Below are 13,276 nucleotides of genomic sequence, written 5' to 3' on the forward strand. Positions count from 1 at the left end.
ATGGCAACACAAGATATTATTCGACGTTCGGGTACCTCAGCGGTCACCCCAGCAGCGCAAGCTCGGGTAGGCGGCGTTAAACAAGTTGCCAAACTGTTTGATGCCACCAAATGTAACGGTTGTAAAGCCTGTCAGGTAGCTTGTTCCGAGTGGAACGATCTGCGGGAAGAGGTTGGCTCTTTCCAAGGTTCTTATCAAAATCCAGCTTCTCTCTCTCCGGAATGCTGGACCTTGATGAAGTACAACGAGATCGAAGATCAAGGCAAGCTACGTTGGCAGTTTACTCACAGTGCATGTATGCACTGTGCCGACCCAGGTTGTTTGAAAGCGTGTTCTACTGCGGGCGCTATTGTGCAACACGCCAATGGCACTGTGGATTTCGATTCTGACAAATGTATTGGTTGCGGCTATTGCGCCAGTGCGTGTCCGTTCGACATTCCAAAAATTAACCCAGTAGACAACAAAGCCTACAAGTGCACCTTGTGTTCAGACCGTACCGCCGTTGGCCTTGAGCCATCGTGCGTGAAAACCTGTACCACCGGCGCACTGCGATTCGGTACTCGCGAAGATATGCTGTTTTATGCAGAAAAACGCGTGGCCGAGTTGAAAGATCGTGGTTTCACCAACGCGGGTATCTATAACCCAGAAGGCGTTGGTGGCACTGGGATGGTGATGATCATGCATGACATCAACGACCCAGAAAGCTACGACATGCCAAAAGATCCACAGATCAAAGTCTCCACTGAATTGTGGCAAGACGTGCTCAAGCCATTGGGTACTGCGGGTATTCTGGCGACCGCCGGCGTGGCATTGCTGCACCGTATCACTGTAGGTCGTAACATCGTTGAGGAAGATCAACCGGGCTATCGTGCTGAAGACCACGAGGAGGACAACAAATGAAAAAGCAGAAAATGATCGTGCGTCATAAGTTGTTTGACCGTATCTGCCACTGGTTCATCGTGGCGGCTGGTCTGGTAACGTTTTTGACTGGTTTTTCTTTCTTTTATCCATCATTCCAGTGGTTAGGTGCGATTTCTGGCACGCCGCAACTGGCACGCTTTTCTCATCCTATTGCAGGCTTGATGATGTGCCTACCGTTGTTGCTGATGTTGGTGCGTTACTACCACCATAACAAATGGGAAAAAACCGACATCGCTTGGTTCAAGTCGATCAAGGCGGTGATGTTTGAGGATGAAGAGAATATTCCGCCTATAGGTCACTACAACCCAGGTCAGAAAATTCTGTTCCGTGCCTTCGTGGTCTTTACCCTCGCACTGATCGTGACCGGCATCATGATGTGGCAGCCGTACTTTGCGCCATATTTTGATTCTGACTCGGTGAGCTGGGCAATTCTGATCCACGCATTATGTGCCGTAGGCATGTTGGTTTTTGTCATAGTGCATTTCTGGATGGCTACCTGGGTAGAAGGGTCTATCACCGGTATGTTGTACGGCAAAGTCTCTTTGGCTTGGGCGCGTAAACATCATCCATTGATGGCGAAAGAACACGAAGATAAGGAGTAACAGCTGTGAGTAATGCCAGCGATATCCCCGTAATGCCGATTGACCCGTCACCGTTAGCGCTGAAACCTGTGTTACCGGCTAAGCCTGCAGCGCTGTACCGTCATCGGGCCAAGCGTCTGCAAACTTTAGCGGAGGATTCTCCGCTGGCAGATTACCTGAAGTTGTGCAGCTCATTAGTGGGCGTTCAAGCAAAGTTAGCTGAAACCGATATGGGGCCAGCACCTGAGCTGAACGCTGCACTAGAGCAGCCAATGTCAGTCGCCAACACCCATGATAACCGTTATTGGTTAGCGCAGTTGCAAACGCTGTTAAGCGAAGCGCTGCCGTTGGTACCCGCCAATGTGGCTGAAGTTATCCGTGAATTGATGCAGCAGTCGCCTGATCAGTGGGCTGAATGGGGCAACAGCCTGCGTCAAGGGAAATTCAGCGAAGTGCCAGCGCAATACAGCCTGTTTATTTGGGCTGCCATGTCGCTGTATTGGTCACATTGGGCACCAGCGTTGATCAGCCGTATGGATGTGAGTGCCCTCAAACAAGAAAGCCTGTGTCCTGTTTGTGGCAGCCATCCGGTGGCGAGTGTCGTGCGTGAAGAGCCGCGTGAAGGCTTGCGTTATCTGCACTGCAGTCTGTGTGAAACTGAATGGCACTATGTGCGGGCGCATTGCACCGCATGTAACCAATCAGAAGCGATGGAACTGTGGTCATTTGACGACCACCAAGCCGCGGTGCGCATTGAAACTTGCGACGACTGTAACGGTTATACCAAGATGTTGTTTGTCACTAAGTCACCGCAAATTGATGCGGTAGCCGACGATTTGGCATCACTGGGACTGGACGCGCAATTAAGCGAACAAGGTTACAGTGCGACGACGGTAAACCCACTGTTGTTAGCTCACGAAGCTGACTAAACGTTCATGGCGTGGCTGCTTGCGGCCACGCCATTTTCTCTTTGAGTTGTACATGATGACCCAAGTATTTGACACGCCAGCTAGCTTATATCGCGCCTTGCCTTCTGTAGACAGTTTACTGGCGGCGGAAGCTAGCAATGCATTGTTGACGCAGTATGGTAAAGATGCCGTGAAAGAGGCGATTAACCAACTGCTAGCGCATGCGCGAGCGTTGATCGCTACTGAGCAACGTCTGCCACAGTGGCTGGCGAATACCGCTGCGACTTTTGAGTATTTGGCTCAACATCTACAGCAACAACACCAGCTGAGTTTGCGCCCGGTGCACAACCTCACTGGCACGATTTTACATACCAATCTCGGCCGCTCGCAGCAGTCGGAAGCGGCCATTAAGGCGGTGACTCAAGTGATGCGCCACGCCACGCCGTTGGAGTTTGAGATTGAAGCGGGTAAGCGCGGCCACCGCGATAATGCAGTAAGCAATCTTATTCATCGCCTCACTGGCGCCGAAGCTTGCTGTGTCGTGAATAACAACGCCGCGGCAGTCTTGCTGATGTTATCGGCGGTGTGTGCTGGTAAAGAGGTGATTGTCTCGCGCGGGGAGCTGGTGGAGATTGGCGGCGCGTTTCGTATTCCTGACATCATGCGCCAAGCGGGCTGCACGTTAGTTGAAGTGGGGGCCACCAACCGTACGCATCTGCGCGACTACGAAGAGGCGATTACCGAAAATACTGGTGCGATCATGAAAGTGCACACCAGTAACTACCATATTCAAGGCTTTACCTCCGCAGTCGATGAAGCCACCTTAGGCAAGTTGTGTCGTGAGCGTGGTATTCCGTTGATCTCCGATCTCGGCAGCGGTGCGTTGACCGATCTGCGTCGCTTTGGTTTGAAACAAGAGCCAATGCCACAACAGATGCTGGCTGATGGCGTTGATCTGGTCAGCTTCTCCGGCGACAAACTGCTGGGTGGGCCGCAGTCTGGTTTGATTGTGGGGAAACAAGCGTTGATTGATAAGTTGCAGAAGCATCCGCTCAAGCGTGCCCTGCGTTGTGATAAGCTGATTCTCGCGGCACTTGAAGCTACCTTATTGCATTACCTCAATCCAGAAACGCTCGACCGTCAGCTGCCGATCATGGCGAAATTTGCTCGTACCGAAGCGGAGCTCTGCCGCCAAGCGGAGCGCTTTGTTGCTGCCCTGAGACCGCTGTTTGCCCCGCATTATCACCTGCGCGCCATTCCGTGCCAAACCCAAGTGGGCAGCGGCTCACAACCTGACACCTATTTAGCATCGGCCGCTTTGGCATTTAGTGCCCAAGCTGGCGCGACTTTGACTGAACTTGAACGCCACTTTAAGTCGTTTGAACAGCCGATTATTGGCCGCATCGCCAATGACCAACTGCTGCTCGATCTGCGCGGTGCCGATAATTTTGAGCAGCTATTAGCCAACTTAGCCCAGTTGGGAGCGCCAGTATGATTGTGGTCACCGCTGGCCATGTCGACCATGGCAAGACCTCGCTACTGCGTGCGCTGACAGGTATCGATGCTGACCGTTTGCCGGAAGAAAAACGCCGCGGCATGACCATCGATCTCGGTTATGCCTTTATGGATCTGCCCGACGGCAAGCGTTTGGCGTTTATTGATGTGCCAGGGCACGAAAAATTTATCAACAACATGCTGGTGGGCGTCAGTCACGCCCGTCATGCGCTATTGATTTTGGCCTGTGATGACGGCGTGATGCCGCAAACGCGTGAGCACTTAGAGATTTTATCACTACTGCCGCTACAGAGTTTGACCATCGCGCTGACCAAAATTGATATGGTCGACGCCGCACGCGTCGATGAAGTTCGTCAACAAGGTAAGGCACTGCTGGCGCAGTACCAGTTGCATACAGACCAAGTGTTTGCGGTATCGTCGGTTTCCGGCGAGGGTGTTGCAGCGCTCAAGCAGCATTTGGAACAACTGCAAGAAGACGCCAGTGAACACCCCGCCAAGGCATTTCGTATGCCACTGGACCGTGCCTTTACTGTGAAAGGGGCGGGGTGTGTGGTCACGGGCACCGTGATCAGCGGTGAAATTCGGGTCGGCGATATGCTCTATAGCTCGGCGCAACAAGGTATGTTGCGAGTGCGTGGTTTGCATAGCCAAGGGCAGGAGCAGCAACACGCCACCGCAGGTTGCCGTGTTGCGCTCAATTTAACGGGCACCGACCATCACCGCTTACCCGCGCGCGGCGATTGGCTCAGCGCCATCGAACAACCGACGCCTTGTGATCGTCCGGTGGTGGCCTTATCCACATTTTCACCAGTAAGCCATTGGCAAAGTGTGCATTGCCATCACGGCGGCGAGCACTGTTTAGCGCGTTTATCACTGCTAACGGATAGCACCCATAATGGCTTCCAGCTGGCAGAATTGATCCTCGAACAGCCACTGTTATTGGCGCAGAACGACACCATCGTGTTACGTCATGCCAGCGCTAAAGAGACCATCGGCGGCGCGCGCGTATTGGCATTGGACGTCCCTAGCCGTAAAAAACGCAGCGACAGTCGGCTTGAGCTGCTTAGCGCCTTGGCAAATTGCCAACATATGAGTGACGAAGTCGAGCTACTGCTGCGCACCACTGCCATGCAAAAGCAGGCCTTGGCATGGCGTTGGCAGCTTAATGAGCGTGGGGTGGCCATGCTTGTACTGACGCAATCGCTACATGCGATTGGTGACTGGGTGGTGTCCCCGCCACTGTATCAACAGCAACAACAGTTGTTGCTCGATACGCTGGCGAGTTTTCATGAACAGCATCCCGATCAACCCGGCGTTGGGCTGCATCGCTTGCTGCGGATGGCGCACAGTACGATGCCTGATGCCGTCGCACTCGCGATCGTTGAGGATTTACATCAGCAACACCGAGTGTTAAAACGTGGCTCTTTGCTGCTATTGGCTGAACATAAACAGCAGATGTCTGCGGCTGCTGAGCAGTTCTGGCAGCAAATTTTGCCGTGGCTGAGTGAGCAGCGCAGTCCAGTGTGGGTCACCGACATGGCGGAGCAACTCGACATGCCGGCCAGTGATATTCGACCGTTATGCCTACAAGTGGTGCAGCAAGGCTATTTGACCGCCGTGGTCAAAGACCGCTACATGCTGACCGAGCAGCTGCAGCAGATTGCTGAAATGCTGCGGCAGCACTTTGCCGAACAGCCAGAGTTAGCAACCGCCGAATTTAAAGAGATGGTGGGCTTAGGGCGTAAAGTGAGCATTCAACTGCTAGAGTTTCTTGATCGCTGTGGTTTTACTCGCAGAAAATATCGGGCGAATAGCAGAGAATTGCGGGACGCTACCGTGTTTGCGGCTAGCTTAGTGGAAAGTGGCGGAAGAACATAGGAGTCGAACCTACCCGGGACTGCTGGCAGCCCCACCCGGATTTGAAATCCGGACGCCTCACCGGAGACGACGTTCTTCCATCAAAAGACCGCTGTATAATAGAGAGTTGTGGTATTTTAAGCAACGCTAAAACTTAATTAGCTGATGTGTTTGTGAAACAGTTCTTATTTTATTTAAAGAACACTTGCGTTTATATAAATGTTAAATTTAGAGGGTGCTTATGTTGGAAGTTTCAAAAGAAGTAACAGTTGAACGAAATATCACCCTCGTTGACCGTGACGTTATATCAGAGCGAAGCAATACCCTCGCCAATGAAGTGCGAATTGCACTGGTGTATAACGGTATCTCCCACACGGTAATGCTGGCCACGCCGGAAGACATTGAAGCCTTTGCCATTGGTTTCACTATCTCTGAACGTATCGTATCAAATATTAATGAAATCAAAGGTGTTGATATTGAACACGTTGAAAATGGCGTGATTGTTAACATCGAAATCACCCAGCGTTGCTTTATGGCTTTGAAAGAACAACGTCGTAGCATGGCGGGCCGTACCGGGTGTGGTTTGTGTGGTGTTGCTCAGTTAGACGAAGCGGTTAAACCTATTAAAGAAGTGCCCAATACGGTTAACTTTGATTTAGCATTATTGCCTGATGTTTTATTAAAAATTAAAGAGTTTCAACGCAATTATGAAATAACCGGCGCCACGCATGCCGCCTTTGGTATTAATTTGGCTGGTGATGTTATCTACGCCCATGAAGATATTGGTCGCCATATTGCGATGGATAAATTAATTGGCACTTTTTCGCAGCGTAACGCGGAAAAACCTGCCGCCGTTTTGCTGACCAGTCGCGCCAGTTTTGAGATGGTACAAAAGGCGGCGAGCGCAGGCGTTGAAGTGCTGTTTGCTATCTCCGCCGTGACTGCCTTAGCCGCAGAAGTCGCTGAGCAAAGCAAAATCACCTTAGTGGGCTTTTGCCGTCACGGCCGCGCCACCGTTTATACCCATCCACACCGCTTAAAGCTGCACGAAGCACCATTAACGCCAGCGCTGGCTGAGTGCGAGTAAGCCGCCAAAAATGACTTAAAGGGATGCTGCGGCATCCTTTTTTGTTTGCTAAACCGCAGCAAGCCGATGGCACATAGGGTCACTACGCTTGTATCACTTGCTTTGAGCGTTACCATAGATGCACATTATCTATAGCAAGTAAGGAGTCGCGCATGCGTTGTCAGCAGATCGTTTTTACTACCCCAGGTTTACCTGACGTCATGCAGTTGACCACGGGAGAGATAGGGGCACCGCAAGCTGGCCAAGTAGTGATTAAAGTGGCCGCTGCGGGCGTCAATGGCCCCGATATTTATCAGCGCCAAGGCAGCTACCCACCGCCGGCCGATGCTTCACCCATTCTTGGCCTTGAAGTGGCGGGAGAGATTGCTGCTGTTGCTGATGGTGAAACCCGTTGGCAGGTGGGTGATAAAGTGTGCGCGCTGGTGCCCGGTGGTGGCTACAGTGAGTACGTGCTTACGTGGTCAGCCCATTGTTTGCCTGTGCCTCATGGTTGGCGCATGAGCGAAGCGGCGGCCTTGCCAGAAACCTATTTCACTGTGTGGCATAACTTGTTTATGCGCGGCGGTTTGCAGGCCGATGAAACTGTGCTGATCCACGGCGGTAGTGGCGGTATCGGTTCGAGTGCCATTTCGTTAGCCAAAGCCTTTGGGGCTAAGGTGATTGTCACTTGTGGCTCGGCAGATAAGCAGGCGTATTGTGAGTCGCTTGGCGCCGACCTAGCGATTAACTATCGTGAGCAAGACTTTGTTGAGCAGGTAAACCAATTTACCCAGAACAACGGCGTACAACTGGTACTCGATATGATTGGTGCCGATTACATCAACCGTAACTTGAAGGTGTTGGCGCAAGATGGCCGGATGGTGTCGATTGCATGTCGCCAAGGCCGCATGGCCGAGGTGGATGTGGGCATGTTGATGTTTAAGCGTATCTTGTGGACGGGGTCGACCTTGCGGCCACAAACCGTGGCACAGAAGGCAGCAATTGCGGCGCAGCTCGCTGAGCGAGTGTGGCCGTTGTTAGCACAAGGACAGTTGAAACCACATTTGTATGCTGAACTGCCATTGGCACAAGCGGCGAAGGCGCATCAGTTAATGGAATCTGGTGAGCACCAAGGCAAAATTGTATTGCAGCTTGGTTAACCACCACCGCATGGTATGGTACTTGCTCTATGGTTGGCTAGTCAGCCAGCAATCTTATCCTTTCTCCTTCCTTAATACAGGACAAACTGTTCTCAAAAAGGTCATCTTGCGGTAGCGGTATGGTAAAAATGCGGCATTAATATCAGTAATTGGTTTTTTATCGCATAAATTCGTTTGCGTTCCAGAATTTTTAGGCTAAATTCGCACTCTGAAACTGGCCGCAACAACCACTGCTATTATTGTGAAAGTTGTGACTGAGTTTTGCCGGGTTCCGTGAAGGGTTTTATTCAGGTTGCAACAACGAATTTACTCCCGGGATACTGCGCTGTTGCACGAGTACACACTTGCTGGAAAGGCACGTTATTTGCTCACAAAATTTGGTATATGTGTTGATTTAAGGGTATTGGCATATATGTATAACACTGCTAAAAAACAAGTTTGGTATGGCGAGCTGAGAACCGCGCGCGGCAACGTAGTCGTCATCCATGATAATCAGTTACCCGAGGCTGCTCCTGGCCGCGTATTCCTCTACAACACCCAACGCAAAGCGATTGTGGAATATGTAGAAGATATCGTTAAACCCAATCTCTATGAGTTGGGTGACGATCAGCGTAAAGCTGCGGAAAGCGAATTCGGTGGTGACTGGAAGTCTGCACGTTCTGCTTTTATGGCAAAACAGCAGTCGCGCATCAATCTGGCCAATATCAAAGATACTGCGCCAGCTAGCAGCCGCAAGGCAAAACCTGAGCCGCAAATGGATGACGACGACAGCGACGTTGACGTAACCGCCAGCGGTGATGACTATGATGAAGACAGTGGCGACGATTGGGATGGCAATGATTACGATGAGTAATAGTTAGGGGCAATCCCTGATTATTCTTTATCGAAGCTATCGACAATAATCGCTCCCATCGAAGCGGGCATGGCAATCAGCAATGTCCGCTTAATGGCCAATAATGGTTCTGCCATCATTGGCCACTTATCTAACGCTATCAGCACCACACTCACGACGGCTAACGTCAGTAAATAAGCGAAGATAACCCGCAGCCAAAACACCCCTAGACGCCGCACCACATTAGCTTGGAACACGCTTTGGTAAGCAAACAGCGCGATAAACCCCAAGCTGAGCAACACCACTAGCGCCATATTGCCTAAAGGTAACGTCTGCGCTAAATGCCAAGACTCTTCTGAAAACGCAATCGGCACTGACAGTGCAAATGCACCGATGACTATCTGTCCGGCATCTTCGCCGTTAAAGTGAAAATTCATGGATTAAATACAATCAAATTTATAGCGACTGATGTGATGATACAGCGCATTGGGCAGAATCCAAGGATCGCCTAGCTGCGGTTGATTGGGCGAATCGGGCAACATCTGTGGTTCAAGACACATTGCTTGATGGGCTTTGAGTCGTTGCCCATGGCTCCCCATAGTGCCCGCAATATAGTTGCCGGTATACACCTGCAATCCTGGTTGATTGGTGTATAGCGTTAGACGTCGCCCCGATTGTGGCGTAGTCAACTGCGCCGCTTTATACAGGGCTGAGTCTTTGGGCAGTTGATAGCAATGATCAAGTCCATCACCATGCAAGGCTGGTTTCGCTAAAATTGCGGCAATCTGCTGTGGTTGCTGTAGGTCAAAATCGGTGCCGCTCACGGCTTTGACATCAATCGGTAGCTTACGCTGGTCGGGCACCAGCAGCTTGTCGGCCCATATTTGCAGCGTATGGGACTCAATGCTGTCACTGTTATCCAGATTAAAATAGCTGTGTTGGGTCAAACTGATCGGGCTGGTTTTGTCAGTTGCGGCAGTAAACTCCACATATAGATTGTTATGCACGAGGCGATAATCCAACTGCACGCGGCAGTTGCCGGGAAAGCCCATATCGCCATCGGGGCTGAGCATGGTTAGTCGCACACCGTCAGGCAATAGACCAATATGCCACTGACGGCGATGAAAGCCTTCGGCGCCACCATGCAGGCAGTTGCCTTGTAGGTTGGTATTTAATTGGTATTGCTGGCCTTGGTGAGTGATTAAGCCATCTTTGATACGGTTGCTGTAGCGGCCAGCGACGCTGCCTAGCCAAGCTTCTTGAGCGAGATAATCGGCGACAGAGTCACAGCCGAGGACAATATTAGCGCGGTTACCGCGCTTATCTGGCACCCACAACTTACGAATAATAGCACCTAAACTCAGCACCTCAATGGCGATAGTGCCATTGTCGATACGAACGCGTTCAACTTCGCCGCCGCGTGGATCTTGCCATGGTGCTAAAACGGTGCAACGTACCATTGTGACTCCTTCTTGAGGTGAGCGGTCACGACTCCTTCAACCGCTATTTTTCGATTCTGCTGGCTCCAGCACACGGGCTACATAGGTAGATACTGGCTTCTAAGCCGCTTTGTGCTTGATATTGTTGTTCAACGATGGCGATCACTTCATCAGTAAGTTCATGCTCAACTAACGCTACGACACAACCGCCAAAGCCTTTTCCTGCAAGACGCACGCCGCCACGACTGCCAACCCGCTGTTGTACCAGATCAACTAGCATATCAATGGCGGGAACACTGGTGCCAAAATCGTCGCGCATCGAGGCGTGGCTTTCTGCCATGAGCTGAGAAATCTTCGCCACGTTGCTGCGGGTAAGGGCGCGTGCCATCTGTTGAGTGCGAGTATTTTCGGTCACCACATGGTGCGCGCGGCGATAAGCCTCTGAGTCTAACTCGGCTTGTGCTGCGGTCAGTTTATCTAGGCTCAAGTCACGTAGGCTGTTAAGGCCAAAATGCTGCGCCACCTGTTCACATTGCTGGCGACGTAGATTGAACTCTTCACTATGCTGCACTGATGGCAGCCCGGAGTTAATCAACATCAAACTGAGTTCATCAGGAATTTTCACTGGCTGGCATTCAAGATCCATACAATCGATCAGCAGCGCACATTCCTCTTCGGCCATAGCGCTAGTGATGTGATCCATGATGCCGCACGCATGGCCAACGTAATGGTTTTCACCGCGTTGTGCTAGCTGCGCCACCGCCAGTGGTGACAGGTGCAGTTGGCTCGCATCGTTGATGGCACTGCCAAAAGCGATCTCTAGCGAGGCTGAAGCGGCCAGTCCCGCATTGGCTGGCACGTTGCCGACGACGGCGAGGTCTAAGCCTTTGGCGGGCAGGCCCGTCAATGCCACCGCGGAGCTGAAGCCTTTGAGATAGTTAACCCAACCGTCGTCTGGATGCATGGTGCCTTCTTCGCCAAACTGCCATTGGCGAATATCGTCGAAGCTGTCGGAGATGGCACGAAACTGGGTGTCTTTGCGCACCTTAACAGCAATCACGGTGTGAAAGTTAATCGCTACTGGCAACACAAAACCGTCATTGTAATCGGTATGCTCACCCATCAAGTTAACCCGCGCCGGTGCACTAAACAGCATATCTGGCTTAGTTCCGAAGGTTTTAACGAATAATTTAGTGGCACTAGGGGCTGGATTGGACATAGATAGGCAGATCCTGCTAACTCAACAACAAACAGATAAATAGCACATTAATGGTGCAGTTATATCACGACTGCACCATTAAGAGTTAGCAGGATTTTAAGGGTTATTTCACTTTACTGTGGTTGTTGCTGCGCTTTGCTTTCGTTAACTGCTGGAGGCATGGTGCCACTCGGGGTGAACTGGCTAATCACATGCTCCACAAAACCTGCACCCGCGGCTTCATACAAGTTATAAACAGCGTTAACGCCCAGATCTTGCAGCGATTGTTCATCCTCACTGTACTGAATAATCGCGCTGATATTGCCTTGGTACGAGCGTTTACGCAGTTGCTCAATGGCAAAGATATTCCCCGCATGGTACGGCATTGCCAACAATACCCATTCCAGATGTGGTGCACGTTCCAGTTTCTCCCAAAAGTCGGTATCTGAAGCATCGCCTTGCACCACATTGCGGCCTTGGCTGCGATGGAACTCTACTAACTCTTGCTTGTGTTCAATCCCCAGAATGGTATCACCGAAGTTAGCGCGCAGTTCGTCGTAAGCTCCACTACCAATACGCCCCATCCCCAAGATCAGGAAGCGTGGATCGCCCAGCGAAATCTGGCGGTCTTCTGGATGCAGCGGCGATTTCTCTAATCGGCTTAGCTGTTGACTGAAGCGCCCATAAATATGCGCCACCATGTTATTCAGTGGTGCTGCAATCAAGAAGCTGGCGCTGAGTGCCACGGCAATGATCAACAGCCAGTGCGATGGCAGCCAACCTTTGTTGGTGGCAACCGCCGCCACAATCAAACCAAATTCGCTGAAGTTACCTAAGTTAAATGCCCCCATAATCGCCGTACGTGAACGCAGGCGAAAACGAGTCAGCAACCAGATAAATAGCGCTACTTTGATCGGAATAAGCAGTAGCAGCAGGCCGGCCATGCCGATATCTTCCAGCGACGGTAAGCCGTTAAGGCCAATGGTGAGAAAGAATGCCACCAGAAACAGCTCTTTAAAATAGAACAACGACTTGGCGAGTTCCGAGGCTTTCTTGTGACCAGCGAGCAACATACCAGCAATCAATGCACCCAGATCTGGCTTCATACCGACCAATTCAAACAGCCACGCACCGCCTACCAATGCCATAAACAGACCAAATAATACCAATAGCTCGCCGTGACCAACGCGGTCAAACAAACGGTAAAGCAGTGGTCTGAGTAAAGGTAATGCCAGCAGCGCAAATGCCCAAGGGGAAGGGAAATTGCCCTTTGATACAGTCAGAAATAGCACGGCAAAGATATCCTGCATAATCAGGATACCAATTGCTACGCGACCGTAGAGTGACTGCATATCGCCTTTGTCTTCCAGCACTTTGACCGCGAACACTGTGGAGGAGAAACTCAACGCGAAGGCGATTAACGCCAATTGCTGCCAATCCAGATCGGTGACGCGAGACACGCCGATCGCGCCAAGTAGCATCAGCAGCGGCATAAACACCAGCATCGAGATAATCAGATGCAGGCTAGAGCCAGCCCAAACCTCGGCTTTAAATAAGCTACGCACATCGAGCTTTAAACCGATGGCAAACAGCAGCAGGGTGACCCCAAGGTCGGCTAATGAATGCAGAATAGGCAAGCTGTCAGGCTCAACGCCCAATACATAAAGCACAAAACCCGCCGCCAAATAGCCAATCAGTGGCGGCAGATTAATACTGTTAACGGCCATACCACAGGCGAGGGTGATAATGAGAATTGCGGGTTCCATAGAGATGCTGGTTAATTTTTGGTTGCACCAACT

12 protein-coding genes and 1 tRNA gene are annotated in these 13,276 nt (G+C 51.3%); 8 read left to right on the plus strand and 5 right to left on the minus strand.

Annotated elements, in window-relative coordinates; all coding sequences use genetic code 11:
* Genes fdxH through selB form a run of 5 tightly spaced genes read left to right on the plus strand, consistent with a single transcriptional unit; the run spans position 1 to position 5,803 of the window.
* Positions 1-900, plus strand: coding sequence for a formate dehydrogenase subunit beta (gene fdxH, locus ACN0TT_RS08090; protein WP_417761642.1), 900 nt, complete (start codon positions 1-3; stop codon positions 898-900).
* Complete coding sequence (locus tag ACN0TT_RS08095; protein ID WP_417761643.1) at positions 897-1,523, plus strand: formate dehydrogenase subunit gamma; 627 nt, start codon at positions 897-899, stop codon at positions 1,521-1,523. The genes fdxH and ACN0TT_RS08095 overlap by 4 nt, the downstream gene beginning before the upstream one ends.
* 5 nt (positions 1,524-1,528) lie before the next feature.
* Positions 1,529-2,431 (plus strand): formate dehydrogenase accessory protein FdhE, encoded by a 903-nt coding sequence (gene fdhE / locus ACN0TT_RS08100; protein WP_417761644.1) that lies wholly within the window; start codon positions 1,529-1,531, stop codon positions 2,429-2,431.
* Positions 2,432-2,483: 52 nt separating this feature from the next.
* The gene (selA, locus tag ACN0TT_RS08105) at positions 2,484-3,905 is read left to right on the plus strand and encodes an L-seryl-tRNA(Sec) selenium transferase (protein WP_417761645.1); all 1,422 of its coding nucleotides are present in this window, start codon (positions 2,484-2,486) and stop codon (positions 3,903-3,905) included.
* Positions 3,902-5,803 carry a selenocysteine-specific translation elongation factor gene (gene selB, locus ACN0TT_RS08110; protein ID WP_417761646.1) on the plus strand — a complete coding sequence of 634 codons (1,902 nt, stop codon included), beginning with the start codon at positions 3,902-3,904 and terminating at the stop codon, positions 5,801-5,803. Before selA ends, selB begins: the two co-directional genes overlap by 4 nt.
* On the opposite strand, the gene ACN0TT_RS08115 is transcribed toward selB, so the two are convergent.
* A tRNA-Sec gene (locus tag ACN0TT_RS08115) sits at positions 5,788-5,882 on the minus strand. The genes selB and ACN0TT_RS08115 overlap by 16 nt on opposite strands.
* A 141-nt stretch (positions 5,883-6,023) precedes the next feature.
* Between ACN0TT_RS08115 and fdhD the strand changes: the two genes are divergently transcribed.
* The 3 genes from fdhD (at position 6,024) to ACN0TT_RS08130 (ending at position 8,861) form a co-directional block, all read left to right on the plus strand.
* On the plus strand, positions 6,024-6,869 hold the full coding sequence (gene fdhD, locus ACN0TT_RS08120) for a formate dehydrogenase accessory sulfurtransferase FdhD (protein WP_417761647.1): 846 nt from the start codon (positions 6,024-6,026) through the stop codon (positions 6,867-6,869).
* Positions 6,870-7,021: 152 nt separating this feature from the next.
* On the plus strand, positions 7,022-8,008 hold the full coding sequence (locus tag ACN0TT_RS08125) for an NAD(P)H-quinone oxidoreductase (protein WP_417761648.1): 987 nt from the start codon (positions 7,022-7,024) through the stop codon (positions 8,006-8,008).
* 412 nt (positions 8,009-8,420) lie between these two features.
* The gene (locus ACN0TT_RS08130; RefSeq protein ID WP_417761649.1) at positions 8,421-8,861 is read left to right on the plus strand and encodes a hypothetical protein; all 441 of its coding nucleotides are present in this window, start codon (positions 8,421-8,423) and stop codon (positions 8,859-8,861) included.
* A gap of 20 nt (positions 8,862-8,881) precedes the next feature.
* On the opposite strand, the gene ACN0TT_RS08135 is transcribed toward ACN0TT_RS08130, so the two are convergent.
* From ACN0TT_RS08135 to ACN0TT_RS08150, 4 genes are all read right to left on the minus strand, one after another.
* A complete protein-coding gene (locus ACN0TT_RS08135; protein ID WP_417761650.1) occupies positions 8,882-9,277 on the minus strand; it encodes a DUF2391 family protein in 396 nt (131 codons plus the stop codon).
* Positions 9,278-9,280: 3 nt separating this feature from the next.
* The gene (locus tag ACN0TT_RS08140) at positions 9,281-10,300 is read right to left on the minus strand and encodes an aldose epimerase family protein (protein WP_417761651.1); all 1,020 of its coding nucleotides are present in this window, start codon (positions 10,298-10,300) and stop codon (positions 9,281-9,283) included.
* 43 nt (positions 10,301-10,343) lie between these two features.
* Positions 10,344-11,498 carry a galactokinase gene (gene galK / locus ACN0TT_RS08145; RefSeq protein ID WP_417761652.1) on the minus strand — a complete coding sequence of 385 codons (1,155 nt, stop codon included), beginning with the start codon at positions 11,496-11,498 and terminating at the stop codon, positions 10,344-10,346.
* 113 nt (positions 11,499-11,611) lie between these two features.
* Complete coding sequence (locus ACN0TT_RS08150) at positions 11,612-13,243, minus strand: cation:proton antiporter (protein WP_417761653.1); 1,632 nt, start codon at positions 13,241-13,243, stop codon at positions 11,612-11,614.
* Between the last annotated feature and the right edge of the window lie 33 nt (positions 13,244-13,276).

Source organism: Shewanella sp. (assembly GCF_048265805.1).
GTDB lineage: Bacteria > Pseudomonadota > Gammaproteobacteria > Enterobacterales > Shewanellaceae > Shewanella.

Excerpts from the sequence above, each read along its gene's own strand:
- fdxH (WP_417761642.1), top strand. The coding sequence starts at position 1 with ATGGCAACACAAGATATTATTCGACGTTCGGGTACCTCAGCGGTCACC.
- ACN0TT_RS08095 (WP_417761643.1), top strand. The coding sequence starts at position 897 with ATGAAAAAGCAGAAAATGATCGTGCGTCATAAGTTGTTTGACCGTATC.
- selA (WP_417761645.1), top strand. The coding sequence starts at position 2,484 with ATGATGACCCAAGTATTTGACACGCCAGCTAGCTTATATCGCGCCTTG.
- selB (WP_417761646.1), top strand. The coding sequence starts at position 3,902 with ATGATTGTGGTCACCGCTGGCCATGTCGACCATGGCAAGACCTCGCTA.
- fdhD (WP_417761647.1), top strand. The coding sequence starts at position 6,024 with ATGTTGGAAGTTTCAAAAGAAGTAACAGTTGAACGAAATATCACCCTC.
- ACN0TT_RS08125 (WP_417761648.1), top strand. The coding sequence starts at position 7,022 with ATGCGTTGTCAGCAGATCGTTTTTACTACCCCAGGTTTACCTGACGTC.
- ACN0TT_RS08130 (WP_417761649.1), top strand. The coding sequence starts at position 8,421 with ATGTATAACACTGCTAAAAAACAAGTTTGGTATGGCGAGCTGAGAACC.
- ACN0TT_RS08135 (WP_417761650.1), bottom strand. The coding sequence starts at position 9,277 with ATGAATTTTCACTTTAACGGCGAAGATGCCGGACAGATAGTCATCGGT.
- ACN0TT_RS08140 (WP_417761651.1), bottom strand. The coding sequence starts at position 10,300 with ATGGTACGTTGCACCGTTTTAGCACCATGGCAAGATCCACGCGGCGGC.
- galK (WP_417761652.1), bottom strand. The coding sequence starts at position 11,498 with ATGTCCAATCCAGCCCCTAGTGCCACTAAATTATTCGTTAAAACCTTC.
- ACN0TT_RS08150 (WP_417761653.1), bottom strand. The coding sequence starts at position 13,243 with ATGGAACCCGCAATTCTCATTATCACCCTCGCCTGTGGTATGGCCGTT.